The following is a 21,374-nucleotide window of genomic DNA, read 5'->3' on the forward strand; positions in this document are numbered from 1 at the left end:
GGTATTGGGATGGAACAAATTATAGATTTAAAAGACATAGCTAAGATTCTTATTCGGAAACGGAAAACTATCATAAATGTTACGGGTATTTGTATTCTCCTTGGGGGTGCTTATTTAGTAGTTACACCATCCACATATCAATCGACAGCGATGTTGCGAATTAAACAGACTCAAGGTTTAGGTAATTCTGTATTGTCAACAGAAACCGGCTATTCAGATGCGATGGCACGTCAGCTGATGAATACAAATGCTGAGATTTTAAAAAGTCGTAATGTTGTGGAACCTGTTATCACCGCCATAGAGGGTGAGGGTAGTACTGCACCGACTTATGAAGAGTTTGTTAAAAACCGCATTGAAACAAAACCATATAAAGAAACTCAGCTTCTACAAGTTAGCGTAACTGGTAAGAGTCCAGAAAAGGCACAAGAAGCCAATCAATTATTAATCGATTCCTTTTTGAATCGCTTAGCAGATTTATCTCATGTGGAACAAAAAACGACACGTGAATTCTTACAAAAGCGTGTGGTAACAGCGAAGGCTGAGTTATCTGAAGCGGAGCAAAAATTACAACAATTTCAAGTAGATAATAAGATCTATTCGACTAATGATCAAATGAAGGGTCTTACCGATAAGATTACTTTAATTGATCGAGAAAAAGCTCAAAATAAACTTGATTTAGAAACTGCACAAGCTGCATTAGGGAGTATTAATGCGGACTTAGGATCTGCTGGTGCGAGTATTGCCGATAGCTCAACGGTTCAAGCTTATAAAGCACAGTTGGCAAATCTAGAGGCGCGCAAGGCTAGTTATGCAGGCAAATATACAGACTCTCATCCTGATATGAAAGAAGTTAATGATCAAATTGATAAGGCTAGAGCTGGGTTACAACAAGAAATCAATGCTATTATTTCCCAACAAGCACCATCTAGTAATGCGGCTCAACAAGGCTTATTAGCAGATAAGTTTAGAAATGAAGCAGCATTAGCTGTTGCTCAAAGTAAAGAGGTGGCTTTAGCTGATTTGGATAAGGCTAACGAAGATGCTATGAAGGCTCTTCCTGAAAAGGAACGTGGCTATATTCAGGCTAAACGTGATGTAGATGTAGCACAAGACATTTATCAAATGCTTTCAAAGCGATTGGAAGAAGCCAAGGTAGCGGAAGTCATGGTACCAAATGAAGTGCAAATTGTAGATGCCCCTACGTTACCGGAAAAATCTATTGCACCACGGAGAGTACTTATTATGCTTGCTAGTGCTGTTATAGGCCTGCTATTGGGTTGTTTCTATACATTAGTACAGTCCTTTGGAAATCGTAAAGTACAAACATCCAAAGATGTTGAGGATATGTTACAAGTGCCAATGTTAGGTATTATTCCTAATCACAGTAAAACAGTAAGAGAAGAGCCTAATAATAAAGTGTTGCGTTGGTTGTATAAGGTGAGAGGTTAAGATGGATACAATACGATTAATTTCAAAAGAATATGGTGATACTCCTCTTGTGGAATCCTATCGAACATTACGCAGCAATCTACAATATCGCTGTAATGCAGAAAATAGAAAGTTACTATGTGTTACATCTGCCACAACCGGTGAAGGCGTATCCGAGGTTGCCGCTAATTTAGCAATTTCTTTGTCTAAAAATAATGAAAAGGTATTATTAATCGATTGTAATTTGCGTAATCCTGTACAACACATATTGTTTGATGTGAAAAATCAAGGGCTTACCAATCATGTTGTTATGGATGAAGATTTGACAATTCATCGTAATGTGATGCCTCATCTAGATTTAATTAGCAGTGGAACTGCGGTGGAATCTCCGTCCGAGGTGGTTGATTCCCATCGATTATCAACAGTATTTGAATATATTCGCGATGAATATGATGTCATCGTTGTAGATACCCCATCCGTGTTAAGTGTTACAGATGCATTGGTTATAGCTGAAAAGGGCGATGGTGTCCTCTTTGTTGTTAAAGGTCATTATGTACAGCCTGATGATATGGCATTAGCTAAACAACGATTAGATCAAATTGGAGTACCTATTATCGGATCAGTATTTATTGATATGGAATAAATGGAAAGTATAGGTGAAAGCTATGAAAATTAATTTCTCTCCTCCAGATATTACTGAATTAGAAATCAATGAGGTGGTAGAATCGTTAAAAAGTGGTTGGATTACAACTGGACCACGGACTAAGGAATTAGAACGACGTATTGCAACCTATTTAGGGACACCGAAGGCTGTATGTTTAAATTCAGCAACAGCTGCTTTAGAAATGATTCTTCGAGTTTTAGGTGTTGGACCTGGTGATGAGGTTATAACTAGTGCTTACTCCTATACGGCTAGTGCAAGTCCCGTAGTTCATGTGGGGGCCAAGTTAGTATTAATTGATACTGCACCTAACTCTTATGAAATGGACTATGATCAGGTTGCTGCAGCTATTACGGACAAGACAAAAGCAATTATTCCTGTAGATGTAGGTGGTGTTCCTTGTGATTATGATCGCCTATTCTCAATCGTAAATGATGCAAAATATCTTTTTAAACCAAGTAATGATATACAACGTGCATTAGGACGAATTCCAATTGTTGCAGACTGTGCACACTCCTTTGGTGCTACGTATAAGAATCTTCACACAGGCAATGTAGCTGATTTTAGTAGTTTCTCTTTTCACGCTGTAAAAAACTTTACTACTGCGGAAGGCGGTGCTGCTACATGGAAACATATAGAGGGTATCGATGATGAAGCAATCTATAAGGAATTCCAATTGTTATCCTTACATGGTCAAGATAAGGATGCATTAGCGAAAACTAAGATTGGTGCTTGGGAATATGATATTAAAGGCACCTATTACAAATGTAATATGACAGATATTATGGCAGCTATTGGATTAGCTCAGTTAGAACGATATCCTAAACTATTAAAACGACGTCAAGAAATCATTAAACGCTATGATGAGGCCTTAAAGGATTGTCCTGTATCTATTGTCGAACATTATACGGATGAGCATATGAGTAGTGGTCATTTATATCTAGTACGTCTCAATGATGCAACCATGGAACAACGCAATGAATTAATTGAAAGAATGGCTGAAAAAGATGTTGCTACGAACGTACACTATAAGCCGATTCCAATGCATACAGCTTATAAGAACTTGGGTTTCTCCATAGATGATTATCCAAATGCATATAATCAGTTCAAAAATGAAATTACATTGCCTCTTCATACTAATTTAACTGATGAAGAGGTAAGCTATGTGATTCATACATTTAAAAAATGTTTAGGTGTATTATGATCTGGAAATCATGGCAGGAATTACCCGATGATATGCGTTGTGAAGCAGTTCGTCCTTATTATGAAATTTTAGCATCTAAGCGTTGTGATTTGATGCTTAAGGCTATATTTGATCGATTAATGGCGGCTATTCTATTAATTTTTTTGAGTCCTATATTTCTAGTATTAGCTATATGGATAAAACTAGATAGTGAGGGACCTGTATTCTTTAGACAGGAACGGGTTACTCAGTATGGCCAAACCTTTAGGATTTATAAATTTAGAACCATGGTACAAAATGCGGAGCAACTTGGTGCACAAGTAACGTCTAAAGGCGATATGCGTGTTACATCGGTAGGACAGGCTTTGCGAAAATGTAGACTCGATGAATTGCCTCAATTAATCAATATATTGGAAGGGGCCATGAGTTTTGTAGGTACCCGTCCAGAGGTTCCGAGGTATGTAGCGGCTTATACAGATGAAATGAAAGCGACATTGTTGCTTCCTGCAGGTGTAACAAGTATAGCCAGCATTCGGTATAAGGATGAAGATACTTTATTAGACGCCGCAGATGATGTGGATGAATGCTATATTCACAATGTACTACCAGCAAAGATGGAATGGAATTTACGAAGTATTGTAGAATTCTCATTTTTTAGAGAATTGAAAGTTATGGTGGAAACGGTATTGGCCGTTATACGTTAGAAAGGTAGTATGGCAGAAACAACAGCTCATGATATACAAGCTAAAGAACTGAATATGCTTTTAGTATTTAAAGAATTTTGTGATGCCCATAATCTACGATTCTATTTGTGCGGTGGCGGTCTTATAGGTGCCATTCGTCATAAGGGATTCATACCTTGGGATGACGATTTAGATATCTTTATGCCTCGTCCAGACTATGAAAAATTGGCTGAACTTTGGCCTATACACGGTGATAAACGATATACCTATTGTAGGACAACGAGAGATAAAATCTATCATGATGCGGGTGCATCAATTCGCGATGAAGAAACTACTTTCATTAATCGTCATAGTGTAAATGAAGACATATGTCATGGTTTGGCCCTTGAAATTATGCCTATTGATGGATGCCCTAAGGGTCCTGTAAAACGATTCTTTCAGCTCATGTGGGCCATGACCTTTGCTCTATTTAACGCACAACGGTTGCCTGACAATAAGGGGAAGCTATATCGTATGTTGGCAGGTTGTATATATAAGGTGATTTCTAAACCTTCGTGGCGTTATCACATATGGCGCTTTGCAGAAAAACAAATGAGTCAATATGATTTTGAAACATCTGATGAAGTGACAGAATTGATTGGTAGTTTGAAGGGTATGAAGTTACGCCATCCACGCCAAGATTTTGATCATGTTATATATAAGGAGTTTGAAGGTTATCAAATCCCAGTTATGGCTGGCTATGAGCGTTATCTACGTTTAATTTGGGGCGACTATATGCAATTGCCTCCTGTAGAGCAACGTGTGGCGAAGCACGATGCCGTATATATTGATATGAATAATAGTTATACAAATTATAAGGGCATTCATTATTTAGTAAACGAACATCGTTAATAGTTAAGGGAGGTTCTATGAAAAGAATAGCAGTTATATTTGCTGGTGGCGTAGGATCCCGAATGAAAAATGATAAGATGCCAAAGCAGTTCCTTGAATGGAATGGCAAGCCTATACTTATACAAACCTTAGCCATTTTTGAAGCAGAACCATATATCGATGGCATTGTTTTAGTCTGTAAGGCGGACTGGATGGATTATGCAAAAGCATTAATTGAAAAAGAGGGACTTCAAAAGGTTGTATCTGTCGTACCTGGTGGTGAAACCGCATTAGACTCTCAATATAATGGTTTACTTGAGACTAAGCGATTGTATGGTGTTGATAATGTAACCGTATTAATTCATGATGGCGTACGACCTTTAGTTGATAGTTCCACCATTGTTAGAAATATTCGTTCAGTAGAGTCTAAAGGGAGTGCTATTACGGTAACTCCCGCTATTGAAACTGTTATGGTTACAGATGATGGTGAAATCAAGACGATTTTAAATCGTCAACAATGTTTAATGGCAAAAGCTCCTCAAAGTTTTAGGCTCGGTGATATTCTTTCTGTTCACGATACATCTATAGCAGAGGGTATTCATGATTTTATCGATTCTGCATCTATGATGATGCATTATGGGTATCCATTATACCCTGTATGGGGGGAGCCAGAAAATATTAAGATTACAACTCCGTCAGACTACTATATGTTTACGGGGATATTAAAAAATAGAGAAAGTGGAGGTGAGGGCAATTAATACGGTTGTTGAACGAGACATACAAGAAATTATAAGTGATTCCCAGATATTCGATGCCTTTCGTGGCAAATTAATCCTTGTTACTGGAGCGACTGGTTTAATTGGCTCTATGGTGGCTCGTTCATTAATAGCCGCGAATGATGCTTATCATCTTTCACTACGTGTCATCTGTCATGTTAGAAATATAGAAAAAGCTCACCATATGTTTAGTGATATTGTTGACTCAGATATATTAACCTTTGTTGATACCCCATTAGAATCTCTTGATATAGCTTGTGACTATATTATGCATGGTGCAAGCCCTACAAAATCAAAATATTTTGTAGAACATCCGGTTGATACGATTCGTACGTCAATTCATGGTACGGAGCGTATGTTAGAACTTGGAAAAGAGCAGAAAATTAAAGGTATGGTTTATTTATCTAGCATGGAACAATATGGAGTTCCTTATGAGTCAGGTCAAGTGATGACCGAAGATCGTATCGGATATTTAGATCATCTTAATGTGCGTAGCTCTTATTCTGAAAGTAAACGCTTATGTGAGTGTTACTGTAAATCCTATGCTGTTGAATTTGGTGTTCCTGTTAAAATCGCTCGCCTTGCGCAGACATTCGGCGCTGGTGTGCCGTTAGATGATAATCGGGTGTTTATGCAGTTCACCCAACATGCCTTGGATGGTCGTGATATCATCCTTCATACGAAGGGGGATTCAATGTCTAATTTCTGTTATATTACTGATGCGGTAAGAGCTATCCTTATTTTGCTGAGTCAAGGTGAAGTAGGCGAAGCTTATAATGTGTGTCATGATGAGGAAACTCGTAGCATTGCTAGTATTGCTAATTTAGTGGCATGTCATGTGGGTGAAGATAAGATTTCTGTTATTTTTGATATTCCAGAAAATCTATCTTCCTTTGGTTATGCTCCTACAGTCCATATGTTTTTGAATTCAAAGAAGATGCGAAGTCTATCCTGGGAACCACAGGTTTCGATGAAAGAAGCATATATGCGACTTGCCGAATATATCAAAGAGGAGCGTCATCATGAGTAAAGAAATCATTATAGTTACCATATCTCTTGGGAATGATGGGGCAGAACGTATTTTAACGGAACTTGCACGACAATGGCATCAAGATGGTCATAAAATCACGGTAATTCAAACGAGTCCTAATCGATATGGAACAGAGTATGCATTGCCAGAGGGGATAGAGCAAATTCAAATTCATACGACTAGCTCAAATAAAATCATTCGCTTCTTACAAGAGATAAAAGTCCTTATTGGAATATTGAAAAAACGCCCCCGTGCGACATGTTTGTCTTTTCTAAGTGCGTCTAGTTTCATTTTGGCCATCAGCTCTTGGTTTGTGAAAAATCGTATAGTTTTTTCTGAACGAAATAATCCGCGCAAGGTACCTGTGGGTAAACATCAACAAATGCTGCGAGATTTCGCGTTTCATTTTGCAGATGCTATCGTATTTCAAACGGAAGATGCAAAATCATATTTTTCTAACACCATACAAAGTCGTGGTCATATCATTCCAAATCCTATTAATGGTAATCTACCGGAACCTTATGAAGGTGAACGGGATAAAACTATTGTAACGGCTTGTCGATTACATCCACAAAAGAATTTACCTATGATGATCAATGCCTTTAGCATGTTAGCTGATGAATTTAAAGAGTATAAGCTCGTAATTTATGGGCAAGGTGTGTTAGAAGATGAACTTCGTCAACAAATAGCCAGCCTAGGCTTAACTGATAGAATTATATTACCAGGCTTTGCATCAAATATCTTAGAAAAGGAACGGCCTTGTACGATGTTTGTTTCATCGTCTGACTTTGAAGGTATATCAAACTCCATGTTGGAGGCCATGGGAATGGGCTTACCGGTTGTCGTTACAGATTGCCCTGTAGGCGGTGCGCGTATGGTCATTCAGGACGGTGTCAATGGATTACTTGTTCCCGTAGGTGATACGAAAACAATGTATGAGAAAATGAAATCCCTATTAGCAAATCCTGAGCTAGCGAAGAAAATATCTCATGAAGCACTTAAGGTACGAGACACATTTCCACTCAGTAAAATTGCTAAACGTTGGATTGATATTTTATAAATTAGCTTTGTGTTGTGATGTACATATATAGAGAGAAGAGGGACAGTATTGAAATTAAATATTACGGCCATATCTAATCGTCTTATATGGTTTATAACATTAATATTTCTTGTACTTTCATTAACCATATCATTTGCCCTCGGTGAAGCTAACTATGGTGCCTATGTATTATTCGTATGTTTATTTGGCCTAATTTTATGCTACCTCATTAGAGAACAGGGACGTATTACACTGTCTTTTAATTGGATGCATATGTATATGCTACTATTCATAGGCGTTTGTTATGTTAGCTCAATTGATGCACTTGATTCATCGGTAGCACTGAGTAGAAGCTTTGATATTGTAAAAATATTTTGTATGCTCATTGTTTTGTATATGTGCTTTCAGCGAGAAAAATCAGTGGATTCACTGTTAAAAATTGGTATGTGGGCAGGGTATATCGTCTGTTTTTATACGGTATATTATTACGGGCTAGATTATTTTATCAATGTATTATCTTCGTCTACACGAATTGCAAATGAAGCTTTGAATGCAAATACTGTTGGCTTATTAGGGGCAAATGCCATCGTTATGACTGTGTACTACATGATGTATGACAAGCCACGGTGGTGGAACATTATAGCATTACCAACATTAGGAATATTAGCAGCTACTGGCAGTCGAAAAGCATTGGTGTTTGTTGTAGTTGGGGTAGCTTTACTTTTTGTATTTAAAAGCTTTCGCAGTACAAATATTGTTAATTCCTTAGCTAAATTGGTGACTTACTTAACCGTATTAATTGTAGGTTTTATAGGGATTTTACAATTACCTATGTTTAGTGAAATACTTGAGCGGATGAGCTCTATGGTTGAAGCTTTCACTGGGACTGGAGGCGATTCATCAACTATTGTCCGTTTGATGTTAGTAGATATTGGATGGGATTTATTTCATCAGTCTCCTCTCATAGGTGTAGGGATTCATAATCCTTCCGTTTATACATATTCTATATTTGGAATAGAAAACTATTATCTCCATAATAACTACATTGAGTTATTGGCTGGTACCGGCATTATCGGAGTTGTAACGTATTATTCGATGTATGTGTATCTCGTATATAACATGTTGCGCTATCATGATTTACACAGCAATGAATATGTAATGGTATTTATTCTGCTTATGTCTCAATTAGTTATGGATATGGGTTTGGTTTCTTATGAAAGCAAAAGTACCTACTTTTACATGATGCTATTTTATATGGAAGTACAAATTTTACGTGCTAAAAGGGGGGCATTAGATGAATATACAAACAATATTGAGCAAAGGAAAGAAGTTCGTTCGTGATCCGTATTATCGGCTTAAGACGATGATAAAGCTGGGTTTTTATGATTCTTTAAATGATGAGGAGTTTTTGCGTAAAATATTTCAGAAATATCAAGGCTATCCATTAGATTTGGACAACCCTAAGACATTTAATGAAAAAATGCAATGGATGAAACTACATGATCGTCAACCAGAATATATTACTATGGTGGATAAGCATGCGGCGAAACACTATTTAGCAGATAGGATAGACTCAAAATATATCATTCCCACCTTGGGAGTGTGGAATTCTTTTAATGATATTGATTTTGATGCATTGCCAAATCAGTTTGTATTGAAATGTACCCATGATAGTGGAGGCATTGTAATCTGTAAGGACAAATCTACATTTAATAAAGAAGAAGCACGAAACATTATAAATAAGTCTTTAAAGCGTGATTTTTATCTGATAGCTCGAGAATGGCCTTATAAGGATGTGCCTCGACGTATTATTGCTGAAGAATACATAGATGAATTAGGCAGTGACGACCTATTAGACTATAAAATCTACTGTTTTCATGGTGAACCCAAAATAACTGTTGTTTGTTCTGAACGTTTTTCTGAAACCGGGACGCGGATGGATTACTATGATGAAAACTGGGAATTTATGAATATTTCTGTTCCTCATTATGAACCTTCTAATAAGGACTTTAAAAAGCCGCCTCATTATGAGGAGATGATTGCTTTAAGTAAACAGTTATCTAAAGAATTTCCTTTTTTACGGGTGGATTTTTATGATGTGAATGATCGCCTATACATCGGAGAACTAACACTATACCCTGGCGCAGGATTTATAAAGATGGAACCAATTGAGTATGATTACAAAATGGGAGAGTGGTTACATCTTGAAAATATACATCGGAGCTGATTTTGTCCCTACAGATATAAATCGCATATTATTTGAAAACGGTGATATGCACTCTATAATTGGAACGCAATTATATAGCATGTTATGTGAGGCTGATTTAAATGTATTTAATTTGGAGGCCCCTCTTACAGACAACGATACATCAATTGACAAATTTGGACATAATTTAAAGTCTCCTACAAAAACAATTAATGGATTTAAAGCTATACCATCCTTATTATTAGGATTGGCAAATAATCATTCCTACGATCAAGGCTATGAAGGTCTGCAATCTACAATGCAGGTGTTAACTCAATCTAATATTGCATATAGTGGTGCTGGTGGCAATGTAAATGAGGCGAAACAGCCTTACATATTTACAAAAGATGGGATACGGCTGGGCATCTATATGTGCACAGAAAATGAGTTTTCTAGTGCTAGTGTACATCGTGCAGGGGCTAATCCTTTCGATGTATTAGAAAGTTTTGACCATGTACAAACCCTTAAAGAACAATGCGATTATGTGATTGTTATTTACCATGGTGGGAAGGAGTTTTACCGCTATCCTTCACCAATGTTGCAACGCTATTGTCGCAAGTTTATTGAAAAAGGAGCTTCCCTAGTTCTTTGTCAACATAGTCACTGCATTGGTGCTCGAGAAGACTACGAGGCTGGTACGATTATCTATGGGCAAGGTAGTTTCGTATTCCAAACAGAATATTTTAATAATTTACATGATATAGTTGCTGATTCATTGGTCGTAGAAATTAATATTGATCAAGATGGTGTCCATATCAATGAAATTCCTATTACTCGTACAGAGGTAGGGATTACTTTAGCAACTAAGGAACATGCTCAGCTTGTTATAAAAATGTACAATCAATTAAGCGAGGATATTAAGAATCCTCATTTTGTATATGAAAGCTATAAGTATTTTGCTGATGAGCACATTAATCGCTATTTGCGAGAATTCTTAGGTCGCTCTTGGGTTGTGAAAGCACTTAATCTTTTATGTAATCGCAAGTTAGCTCGCTTATTATTAGGTAAAACAAGTTATTTAGCCATACAAAATTATCTGACCTGTGAAGCTCATTATGAATTATTTTTACAAGGCTTAAAGAATATAAATCATAAGTAAAGGGATTTGAATCTCTATGGATACTAAAGTTGTAGCTGCTGCTAAGTGGTCACTCATAACAGAGGTCTTAGCAAAGCTTATTACACCGGTTACAAATATCATATTGGCACATATATTGGCACCTACAGCATTTGGTATTTTAGCGACCATTATGATGGTCATCTCCTTTGCAGAGATGCTAGCCGATGCAGGTTTTCAAAAATTTCTTGTGCAATATGAATTTGAAAGTGAAGATGAAAAGCAGAAGAATGTAAGTGTCGCTTTTATCTCGAATATAGTTTTGGCGATTGTATTGTGGCTTATCATTATTATTTGGCGTGATGAACTAGCAATATTAGTTGGAAATGAAGGATTAGGATTTCCATTGGCTGTAATGGGGGCCATGTTGCCGTTAGGTGCATTTAGCAGTATACAAATGGCCATGTATAGAAGGAGCTTTAATTTTAAATTCCTCTTAAGTATCCGTATGATTACAATCATTACACCTTTGTTCATATCTATACCAATGGCTTTAGCCGGGTTTGATTACTGGTCCTTAATTGCCGGATTATTGGCAGCGCATTTATTTACAGCTATTGCACTATGTGTTCGACAAGAAAAGTTGATATCTATCTATTTTTCGAGTACTGTGTTTCGAAAAATGTTCAGCTTTAGTGCTTGGTCCTTAGCAGAAGCTTTTTCTATCTGGCTTACTGCTTGGGTAGATACCTTTATTATTAGTCATTTTTTAGATGCATATTATCTTGGCCTGTACAAGATGCCGACAGCTATAGTAACAACTGTAATGGCTATTGCCACATCTTCAATGGCACCTGTATTATTTTCTGCCTTATCACGACATCAACATAATCAGGTAGAATTTGAAAAAACATTTTTAACCTTTCAAAGATACATGGCTTTATTCCTCGTACCTTTGGGTGTGGGGATGTTTGTATACCAAGATTTTATTGTAGAAATTTTGTTAGGGCCACAATGGAAACTAGCTGGCATCGTGTTAGGATCTTGGGCTTTAAGTTCGTCCCTAGTAACGGCAATATCCTATTTAATATCCGAAGCATTCCGTGCGAAGGGGATGCCTAATATTTCATTTCTCGCACAAATGGCACATCTATTCGTATTAATACCTGTTATATATGTATGCGTGCAATATGACTTTACAACCTTTGTATATGCTCGTTCTATTGTGCGTGTACAGATGATTGCTGTACTTCTTTATCTATTAGCCATATATGTTGGTATGAATGCATGGCTTGTCATTCGAAATATTAAATCCTATATCATTGCTTCCGCTGTAATGGGCACTGGCTCATATGTTTTATTACATTTACATAATAGTATGATTTGGACGATTTTCTGTATATGTATCAGTCTTATTTTGTATCTTGTTGTGTTGTATCTATTTCCAACGGAGAGAATTATACTTACTAAAATATGGGAGAGCGTCTTATTACGATTAAAACGCTCTTAAAGGAAAGGACAGATTATGCTTTCACAAAATGTATCATTACATAATAAAGTCATTCTCGTTACAGGTGCGGCCGGATTTGTCGGTGCCAATCTTGTTATGTGGTTGTTTAAAACAGCTCAAGCAAGTCATATCATAGGTGTTGACTCTGTCAATGACTATTATGATGTAAGTTTAAAAGATTATCGCTTACAACAGATTGAGTCAGATGATAAACATGATAATCAATGGACCTTTAAAAAGGGCAATATCGCAGATAAAGCATTTTTAGAATCTATTTTTGAGGAATATAAACCGGAAATAGTTGTAAACTTAGCGGCACAGGCTGGTGTACGATATTCTATTACTAATCCTGATGCCTATATAGAGTCCAATATTATAGGATTTTATAATATATTGGAATGTTGTCGTCATTCTTATGATAACGGTACAAAAGGGGTAGAGCATCTCGTGTATGCATCATCATCTTCCGTATATGGGGCTAATAAAAAAATCCCCTATTCCACTGAAGATCAAGTAGATAATCCTGTATCCCTATATGCGGCTACAAAGAAATCTAACGAGTTATTAGCCTATTCCTATGCTAAGTTGTATAACATACCGAGTACAGGTTTGCGCTTCTTTACTGTCTATGGTCCAGCAGGGCGTCCAGATATGGCGTACTTTGGTTTTACTAATACCTTGCGCAAGGGAGACGTTATTAAGATTTTCAACTATGGGAATTGTAAGCGTGATTTCACTTATATAGATGATATTGTTGAAGGTATTTATAAGGTTATGCAAGTGGCTCCAGAGCGAAGAAATGGCGCTGATGGATTACCAGTGCCACCATATGCAATTTATAATATTGGCAATAATAGCCCTGAAAATTTATTAGACTTTGTAACAATTTTAGGAGAAGAATTAGTATCAGCCGGTGTTCTGCCACCAGACTTTAATATGGAACGCCATAAGGAGCTTGTAGCGATGCAACCGGGCGATGTACCGATTACCTATGCAGATACATCGGCATTAGAAGCCGATTTTGGATTTAAACCAAGTACAACACTTCGTGAAGGTTTAAGACGCTTTGCGATATGGTATAAAGATTTTTACATGAAGGGTGGTAAATAAATGAAAATAGCAATAGCTGGTACAGGCTATGTGGGCCTTTCGAATGGTGTATTACTAGCACAACACAATGAGGTAGTAGCTCTAGATATCATTCCTGAAAAGGTTGAAATGATTAATCACAAGGAATCACCTATTGTAGATGCGGAATTAGCAGATTATTTAAAGAATAAATCTTTAAATTTCCGTGCCACTTTAGATCCAAAAGATGCTTTTCTGGGGGCCGATTATATAATTATTTCTACCCCCACAAACTATGATCCGCAAAAGAATTTTTTTGATACATCATCAGTTGAATCAGTCATTAAAACCGTATTGGATATTAATCCTGATGCGGTTATGATTGTTAAATCAACGGTTCCTGTAGGTTATACAGAGCAAATGAGAGAACGTTTTAATACTAATAATATTATTTTCTCCCCAGAATTTTTGCGTGAAGGTAAAGCTTTATATGATAATTTATATCCTTCTCGTATTGTGGTTGGGGAAGATTCTGAACGAGCTCGTACCTTTGCAAGATTATTAGCAGAAGGGGCCCTTAAAGAAGATGTACCTCAGTGTTTTACCGGCTCTACAGAGGCTGAGGCGATTAAGCTCTTTGCTAACACATATTTAGCATTGCGTGTAGCCTACTTTAATGAACTAGATTCTTATGCAGAAGTACGGGGGTTAAATACAAGTGAGATTATTCATGGCGTATGTTTAGATCCACGTATTGGTGATTTTTATAATAATCCGTCTTTTGGTTATGGTGGGTATTGTTTACCAAAGGATACAAAACAGTTATTAGCAAATTACAATGATGTACCACAAAATCTCATTTCTGCTATTGTTGATGCTAATCGGACTAGAAAAGATCATATTGCGGATGCTATTATTGCGAAACAACCAAAGATTGTAGGTATTTATCGATTGACAATGAAGACTAATTCTGACAATTTTAGAGCTTCTGCAGTACAAGGTATCATGAAGCGCATCAAGGCAAAGGGTATTGCCGTTGTTGTTTATGAGCCAACCCTAGAAGCTGAAGACTTCTTCCATTCGCCTGTGATTAGAAATTTTGAAGATTTCAAACGAGTTAGTGATGTAATTGTGGCTAATCGATGGGATGAAGCATTGGCAGATGTAAAGGATAAAGTATACACTAGAGATATCTTTGATCGAGATTAGTGGTGAGGAGAATAGATGTTAAAAAAACATTGGATAAGCTTTGCTTTAGTTATTCTCGTTATTCTTTTTATATGGGATAATTCATTACAAAATGATGTTTCCTCAGATGGTTTTAGTCTTAGAATAACTCAATGGTTAAGTCCATTACTTTATAAATTTGGATTCACAGGTGATGTGTGGTCCCTAAATCGCATTGTGCGCAAGATGGCCCATGTCTTTGAATTTTCCGTACTCGGAGGCTGTTTGTATATTGCGCTTCATCAATTTAATCGAGAATATGCTGGTCTTAAGGTAATTGCTATTGGTCTTGCTATAGCAGGGCTCGATGAATGCTTACAGTTGACTAGTGTAGGTAGAAATGCATCAATTCGCGATGTAGCAATTGATACTGCTGGTGTTATTATTGGTGTAGTAATTGTTCAGCTAATACTATCTATCTATCGCTCTTTCAGTCATAAATCTTAGAACTATAAGATTTCTATATTTATATTTTTAGATATTTAAATATGATAAAAAAGACTTTTATGATTTTTCATAGAAGTCTTTTTTTTGTGAAATTTAAATGAAAATATAAATTAACCTTTAATTTGAAACAATCAAATATTATCAAAAGTTTAGGTATAGGTACTTTTCAAGACATAGAAAGATTGATATAATATGAATACAAAATGAATTTAATGGTTGAGAGAATTATATCGAGGTAAGGGGCGATATAATGATTAAAATGGGGAAGAACATGAAACGCATATTAGATTTACAAACACATATTTTGCCAGGCATAGAGGAGGGGAAAGGTCCTCAAACTATGGCTGAATCTGTACAAATGATTAAGGGGTTAGTTGCGTCTGGTATTACTGATATTTTCTGTACGCCAAAGGTAAATACTCACAATTTATATAGTATCCTTGAAACACTATCAACTGATGTGGAAAAAATGGTACATATCGTGAATGAACAAAATATTAATGTTACTCTACATAAAGGTGCTGTTGTCGAGCTAAGTGACAATATGCTTGCATATATTAGCAATCATAGAGAATCTCTTGCACTAGGAAACAGTCATTTTATGTTGGTTACTGTTCCTGAGAACTGTAAAGTTTATCATGTAGATGCGTGGTTACAAGAATTATGTGACCTAGGGATTACGCCGATTATTAGTGAAGTTGAATGTAACAGTTTATTCTTTAATCAACCAGAACGCCTATTGCAATGGGTTGATAAAGGAATTTTATTCGAATGTAATATTACATCCTTCCAACACCACTCTGAGCACTATAAACGTGCATTAGATTTGTATACAAATGGTTTAATACATTTCTTTGGCACTGGTTATGATGCGATACCTAATCATTATGAAAGTTATGTAGAAGCCATTTCTAAGCTTGATACAGAGTATAAAAAAGATTTGCTTAGCGATGTACGATTAAATGAGCGTGATTTACTAGCAGACCGAGTTTTTTATCCTGCCGTACCAGAACATTGGATTGGACAAAGACCTAATTTTTGGACTCGTCTTTTATCATTTGCTTTATAAAATAAAGAGTTTTTTGTTATGCTATTTTAGTATAACGAAAAACTTTTTTTTTACATGATATTGTATTTTTTATTGCAAATGAACACTATATATAGTATACTGTGAAAGCAGAAAGAAATATGAAATTCTATGTTAATTTCTAGATTTCTCGTATTAATAATATAGATAAGTATGGTTTTTCCATACTTTTTTGTATGTAATGACATTAATTAATTCGGAGTATGGTAAACGGGGAGGTTCCGAGATGTTGCAGGTCATTAAACGAGATGGTACAAAGGTACCTTTTGATAAACATAAAATTGCAATAGCTATTGAAAAGGCAGAACATAGTAGTACGGGGTTATATGAATCTGGCTTAGCTGAGCGCATTGCTGATGAAATTGAAGCATATGCTATAAAACTTCAAAAGGATATGACAATCTATGCGATTGAAGATCAAGTATATTATAAGTTAATTGAATATAATAATCCTGCAACAGCTCGTGCATATGAAGGTTATAAAGCGGTACAAGCTTTCAAACGCCGTCAAAATACAACTGATGAAGATGTAATTGGTTTATTAGATCGTAGCAATGTAAATGTTCTTGATGAAAACTCTAATAAGGATGCTGCTATTGTATCTACACAACGCGATTTAATTGCTGGTGAAGTGTCCAAGGATATTGCTCGTCGTAAATTGATTCCTACAGATATCCTTGAGGCTCATGATAGTGGTGCTATTCATTTCCATGATATGGACTACATCATTCAACCAATGTTTAACTGCTGTCTAATCAATTTAGAAGACATGTTAACTAATGGCACTGTTATCAATGGTAAACGAATCGATACACCAAAATCATTCCAGGTAGCATGTACGGTAACGACTCAAATTATTGCACAAGTAGCATCTGGTCAATATGGCGGTCAAAGTATTAATGGTATCGATCGTATTTTGGCACCATTTGTACGTAAATCATATGAAAAGATTCTCAATAACGTTATTGAAGAACAAGTTGAAATTTACGGTATGGAGCCTAATATGGAAAAGGCTCGTGAAATCGCATGGAAACGTACTCGTAAAGAGGTAAAAGACGGTATTCAAACCATTCAATATCAAATTAATACATTGATGACTACGAATGGACAATCTCCATTTGTTACACTATTCATGTATTTCCAACCAGATTATGAGTACGCAAAAGAAGCGGCTTTAATTACAGAGGAAATTTTACGTCAACGCATTAAAGGTGTTAAAAATGAGGCTGATGTGTATATTACACCAGCATTCCCAAAACTTATTTATGTGCTTGATGAACATAATGTAACACCTAATAGCCCTTATTACTATTTAACAGAGCTAGCTGCTCAATGTACAGCTAAACGCATGTACCCTGATTATATTTCCGCTAAAAAAATGAAGGAAAATTATGAAGGTAATGTATTCAGTCCTATGGGCTGTCGTTCGTTCCTATCTCCATGGCAAGATGAACAAGGTAATTATAAATTTGATGGCCGATTCAATATGGGCGTAGTAAGTTTAAATTTACCACAAATCGGTATCTTAGCTCGTGGTAGTGAAGAAAAGTATTTTGAAATTTTAGACAAACGTCTCGAATTAGCTGAAAAGGCATTAATGCTTCGTTACAATTTATTAAAAGATGTAGTGAGTGATGTGTCTCCAATCCATTGGCAACATGGTGCTATTGCACGTCTTAAAAAGGGTGAAAAAATCGCTCCATTCTTGACTGGTGGTTATGCTACAATTTCACTTGGTTACATTGGTATTTACGAAGCGTGTCGTTTGATTACGGGTGAATCTAATACAGGCGAGCATGGTCGCGTATTTGCCATGAAAATCATGGATCGTTTAAACCAAGCTATCTATGAATGGCGTGAAAAACATAATTTAGGCTTTGGTCTTTATGGTACGCCGGCTGAAAGCTTGACAAATCGTTTCTCATCGTTGGATCGTGCACGTTTTGGTATCATCGAAGATGTAACAGATAAAGGTTACTATACAAATAGTTATCATGTTAGCGTTCGTGAAGAAATCAATGTGTTTGATAAATTTGCCTTTGAATCTGAGTTCCAAAAGAAATCAACTGGTGGCTGTATTTCTTATGCAGAAATTCCTAATATGTCAAACAATATTCCAGCTGTATTGACGATGATTCAATATATTTATAATAATATTTCTTATGCTGAGTTCAATACGAAATCTGACTATTGTCACGAATGTGGCTTTAATGGTGAAATCAAGGTTAACGCAGACAATCAATGGGAATGCCCACGTTGTCATAATACAAATCGAGATAAACTAACAGTTATTCGCCGTACTTGTGGTTACCTTGGTGAAAACTTCTGGAATGAAGGTCGTACAAAAGAAATTAAAGATCGGGTAATGCACATTTAATTGCATTAAAATAGTAATGGTAAAAGCTGTGCCAATGGCACAGCTTTTACTATGTAAATGATAAATTGAAATATATCTATATGTTTGATTCAGTCAAAATTAATCATAGCTAAGATATGGGGGTCATTATGAGATATGGACAGATTCGACAATATGATATTGCCAATGGGGAAGGGATACGGACATCAATCTTTGTAACTGGTTGTACCCATTGTTGTTATAATTGTTTTAATGAAGAATATCAGGATTTTAATGCTGGTCAAGAATGGACTGATAAAGAAACACAGCTAGTTGTGTCTTATGTAAAAGATCCTAATTGTGCTGGCCTTACCTTGTTAGGCGGTGAACCATTTCAAAATGTAGATGGTATGCTAGCCATAGTGAAAGCAGTGCGTGAAGCAGCGCCTGAGAAACCTATCTGGGCTTACTCTGGCTATGTTTGGGATGACCTTATATTAAATCCTTCTCGTCGAAACCTAGTTGAACAAATTGATATTCTTGTTGATGGTCGATTTGTAGATGAGTTAAAAGATCCATCCTTACGATTTAGAGGCTCTTCTAATCAACGAATTATTGATGTACAATCTTCGTTGAAACAGGGTGAAGTAGTACTGGCTATGGAGTGATACAGAGAGTATGTTAGATAAACGTTTACTTGGTTTAATAATAATCGTTGGCCTGGTGGCGGGCTTAATCGGTTCTTTTTATACCCATTTGTTACATTATATCCAGCATTTTATGTATGCCTATTCCACGTCAGATGGTTTGTCCTTGGCTATGGGGGCTGCTTTGATAACTCAGCAGATTGTAAAAGCAAGATTCCAATTATAAAACAAAACTGTATACTATATCGGACGATATTCTGATAATAAAGAAATAGCGACTAGTTGATATCCTATAATCAACTAGTCGCTATTTTGCGTGTGAAGGCTCTATTTATAGAAAACCTTATTTTTTACATTGTAGCTATACAATTTTCGCGTTTTTATCGTATTCTTCGCCACCGCAATCTGGCAACATGCCATATTCAACAGTCCATAAGTGTTTATATTTCAATGCTTGGTTATGAATTCTTTCAACTTGAGATTCATCAGTACGTACTATGCGAGCTGGAATACCAACGACCAAAGAGTATGGAGGTATTGTTGTATTTTCTTTTAGCACAGCGCCCGCTGCAATGATGGAACCAGTACCAATATGACAACCGCTTAACACGATAGCACCCATACCAACTAGAACATTATCTTCTAATGTAGAAGCATGAACAATAGCACCATGACCAATTGTTACATAGTCGCCAAGAACACAGGCTTTATCATCGTCAACGTGAAGCACGGAGTTATCTTGTACATTAGAATAACGACCTACAATGATTTTATTAACATCGCCACGAAGAGCACAGTTTTGCCAAATAGATGCAAACTCTTTAAGCTCTACATCGCCTGCAAGTTCAGCCCCAGGCATGACACAAGATTTTGGATCTAATTTTGGATATTTTCCATGAAATGGTAACATAGAACCTCCTATTAAATTACTTCAATAAAACGTTGTGCTTTACGAATAGCCATGATAGCTTCATTGATAACAGAGTGTACAATTGCTTGAGCTGGTTCAATGGCATTAAGTCTATTGAGTGCTTGACCTACTTGTACAGCACCATTAACTACATCGCCATCGATAGCAGCTAATTTATTTGTACCTTGAGACATTTTACTACGTTCTTCTTTTGTTGTAACACCATCTGTTTCAGCTGCAATATACCGATCTGTAAAGTCACTGCGCAAGCTACGAACGCCACCATGACCAGAGAGGAGGCCTGTTACAACGGAGTCGGTATCAGTAGCTTTGATAATAGCTTCTTTCATATTTTGATGGGCTTTACACTCTTCAGCGAGTAAGAAACGGGAACCCATTTGAACGCCTTCCGCACCCATGAGTAAAGCTGCTGCTAAGCCTCGACCATCAACGATGGAACCAGCTACTACAACAGGAATATCAATTTCTGGTAAAATATTTTCCATCAAGGACATTGTTGTTTGCGATCCGATATGTCCACCAGCCTCCATGCCTTCTACGACGATTGCATCGGCACCAGCATCTTGGATACGTTTTGCCAATTTCAAGGAAGGAACAACAGGAATAACTTTGATGCCTGCTTCTTGGAATGGTTTGATATATGGAGTAGGGTTACCAGCACCTAATGTAACAAAAGCAGGTTTTTCTTCGATGATAACATCTACTAACTCATCCTTGTTTGGCGCCATAAGCATTAAATTAACACCGAATGGCTTATCTGTTAATTCTTTGCAAGCTCGGATTTCATTACGAGTCCAATCTGCATCGCGACCGCCTAATGCGATAACACCTGTTGCACCAGCATTTGCAACAGCAGCTACTAGTGTAGCTTCAGAAACCCAAGCCATTGCACCTTGAATGATAGGGTATTCAATATTTAGTAATTCAGTTAATTTCGTTTTCATGTAACCTCCTATAAATAATTATATATCATTATATACAAATTAAAATCTAAATTATGGTATATAAATTAAACTATACTACCATGAAATTATGATACTAGTATATCATAAAAGTTTAATTGATAATAGATTTCATTAATAGAAGTAATTGTAAAACTAGTAAATATCGACATAAATGTCATTATAATTAAAAATAAAAAATAGAAAAA

At 36.4% G+C, this 21,374-nt stretch carries 21 protein-coding genes; 19 read left to right on the forward strand and 2 right to left on the reverse strand.

The window, feature by feature from the left end; genetic code table 11:
* The first annotated feature begins 9 nt into the window (after positions 1-9).
* The 19 genes from VEI_RS03125 (at position 10) to VEI_RS10055 (ending at position 19,519) form a co-directional block, all read left to right on the forward strand.
* Positions 10-1,449 carry a GumC family protein gene (locus tag VEI_RS03125; protein ID WP_059361868.1) on the forward strand — a complete coding sequence of 480 codons (1,440 nt, stop codon included), beginning with the start codon at positions 10-12 and terminating at the stop codon, positions 1,447-1,449.
* Between the two features lies 1 nt (position 1,450).
* Positions 1,451-2,071 (forward strand): CpsD/CapB family tyrosine-protein kinase, encoded by a 621-nt coding sequence (locus tag VEI_RS03130; RefSeq protein WP_059361869.1) that lies wholly within the window; start codon positions 1,451-1,453, stop codon positions 2,069-2,071.
* Between the two features lie 22 nt (positions 2,072-2,093).
* Complete coding sequence (locus VEI_RS03135) at positions 2,094-3,293, forward strand: DegT/DnrJ/EryC1/StrS family aminotransferase (protein WP_059361870.1); 1,200 nt, start codon at positions 2,094-2,096, stop codon at positions 3,291-3,293.
* On the forward strand, positions 3,290-3,976 hold the full coding sequence (locus VEI_RS03140) for a sugar transferase (RefSeq protein WP_059362587.1): 687 nt from the start codon (positions 3,290-3,292) through the stop codon (positions 3,974-3,976). The genes VEI_RS03135 and VEI_RS03140 overlap by 4 nt, the downstream gene beginning before the upstream one ends.
* Positions 3,977-3,985: 9 nt before the next feature.
* Positions 3,986-4,846: a LicD family protein gene (locus VEI_RS03145; protein ID WP_059361871.1), complete on the forward strand. Its 861-nt coding sequence runs from the start codon at positions 3,986-3,988 to the stop codon at positions 4,844-4,846.
* Positions 4,847-4,863: 17 nt separating this feature from the next.
* On the forward strand, positions 4,864-5,583 hold the full coding sequence (locus tag VEI_RS03150) for an IspD/TarI family cytidylyltransferase (RefSeq protein ID WP_059361872.1): 720 nt from the start codon (positions 4,864-4,866) through the stop codon (positions 5,581-5,583).
* On the forward strand, positions 5,564-6,631 hold the full coding sequence (locus tag VEI_RS03155; RefSeq protein ID WP_059361873.1) for an NAD-dependent epimerase/dehydratase family protein: 1,068 nt from the start codon (positions 5,564-5,566) through the stop codon (positions 6,629-6,631). The genes VEI_RS03150 and VEI_RS03155 overlap by 20 nt, the downstream gene beginning before the upstream one ends.
* Positions 6,624-7,691 (forward strand): glycosyltransferase, encoded by a 1,068-nt coding sequence (locus VEI_RS03160; protein ID WP_059361874.1) that lies wholly within the window; start codon positions 6,624-6,626, stop codon positions 7,689-7,691. The genes VEI_RS03155 and VEI_RS03160 overlap by 8 nt, the downstream gene beginning before the upstream one ends.
* A gap of 48 nt (positions 7,692-7,739) precedes the next feature.
* Positions 7,740-9,011: an O-antigen ligase family protein gene (locus VEI_RS03165; RefSeq protein ID WP_059361875.1), complete on the forward strand. Its 1,272-nt coding sequence runs from the start codon at positions 7,740-7,742 to the stop codon at positions 9,009-9,011.
* Complete coding sequence (locus VEI_RS03170; RefSeq protein WP_059361876.1) at positions 8,965-9,897, forward strand: ATP-grasp fold amidoligase family protein; 933 nt, start codon at positions 8,965-8,967, stop codon at positions 9,895-9,897. The genes VEI_RS03165 and VEI_RS03170 overlap by 47 nt, the downstream gene beginning before the upstream one ends.
* Positions 9,845-11,014 carry a CapA family protein gene (locus VEI_RS03175; RefSeq protein ID WP_223209316.1) on the forward strand — a complete coding sequence of 390 codons (1,170 nt, stop codon included), beginning with the start codon at positions 9,845-9,847 and terminating at the stop codon, positions 11,012-11,014. The genes VEI_RS03170 and VEI_RS03175 overlap by 53 nt, the downstream gene beginning before the upstream one ends.
* Positions 11,015-11,030: 16 nt before the next feature.
* Positions 11,031-12,482, forward strand: a complete 1,452-nt coding sequence (locus tag VEI_RS03180) for a lipopolysaccharide biosynthesis protein (protein ID WP_059361878.1) — start codon at positions 11,031-11,033, stop codon at positions 12,480-12,482.
* Between the two features lie 15 nt (positions 12,483-12,497).
* Positions 12,498-13,592 carry a GDP-mannose 4,6-dehydratase gene (locus VEI_RS03185; protein ID WP_059361879.1) on the forward strand — a complete coding sequence of 365 codons (1,095 nt, stop codon included), beginning with the start codon at positions 12,498-12,500 and terminating at the stop codon, positions 13,590-13,592.
* The gene (locus tag VEI_RS03190; protein ID WP_059361880.1) at positions 13,593-14,759 is read left to right on the forward strand and encodes a nucleotide sugar dehydrogenase; all 1,167 of its coding nucleotides are present in this window, start codon (positions 13,593-13,595) and stop codon (positions 14,757-14,759) included.
* Between the two features lie 15 nt (positions 14,760-14,774).
* A complete protein-coding gene (locus tag VEI_RS03195) occupies positions 14,775-15,224 on the forward strand; it encodes a VanZ family protein (RefSeq protein ID WP_059361881.1) in 450 nt (149 codons plus the stop codon).
* A 271-nt stretch (positions 15,225-15,495) separates the two neighbouring features.
* The gene (locus VEI_RS03200; protein ID WP_059362591.1) at positions 15,496-16,293 is read left to right on the forward strand and encodes a CpsB/CapC family capsule biosynthesis tyrosine phosphatase; all 798 of its coding nucleotides are present in this window, start codon (positions 15,496-15,498) and stop codon (positions 16,291-16,293) included.
* 244 nt (positions 16,294-16,537) lie between these two features.
* Positions 16,538-18,688, forward strand: a complete 2,151-nt coding sequence (gene nrdD / locus VEI_RS03205; protein WP_059361882.1) for an anaerobic ribonucleoside-triphosphate reductase — start codon at positions 16,538-16,540, stop codon at positions 18,686-18,688.
* Between the two features lie 128 nt (positions 18,689-18,816).
* Positions 18,817-19,314: an anaerobic ribonucleoside-triphosphate reductase activating protein gene (gene nrdG / locus VEI_RS03210; protein ID WP_059361883.1), complete on the forward strand. Its 498-nt coding sequence runs from the start codon at positions 18,817-18,819 to the stop codon at positions 19,312-19,314.
* Positions 19,315-19,324: 10 nt separating this feature from the next.
* Entirely contained in the window at positions 19,325-19,519 is a 195-nt protein-coding gene (locus tag VEI_RS10055; protein WP_071824883.1) for a hypothetical protein, read from the forward strand.
* 135 nt (positions 19,520-19,654) lie between these two features.
* On the opposite strand, the gene VEI_RS03215 is transcribed toward VEI_RS10055, so the two are convergent.
* The gene (locus tag VEI_RS03215) at positions 19,655-20,203 is read right to left on the reverse strand and encodes a gamma carbonic anhydrase family protein (protein ID WP_059361884.1); all 549 of its coding nucleotides are present in this window, start codon (positions 20,201-20,203) and stop codon (positions 19,655-19,657) included.
* An 11-nt stretch (positions 20,204-20,214) separates the two neighbouring features.
* The gene (locus VEI_RS03220; RefSeq protein WP_059361885.1) at positions 20,215-21,168 is read right to left on the reverse strand and encodes a nitronate monooxygenase; all 954 of its coding nucleotides are present in this window, start codon (positions 21,166-21,168) and stop codon (positions 20,215-20,217) included.
* Between the last annotated feature and the right edge of the window lie 206 nt (positions 21,169-21,374).

It is taken from the genome of Veillonella tobetsuensis (assembly GCF_001078375.1).
In the GTDB taxonomy this organism is placed as follows: Bacteria; Bacillota; Negativicutes; order Veillonellales; family Veillonellaceae; genus Veillonella; species Veillonella tobetsuensis.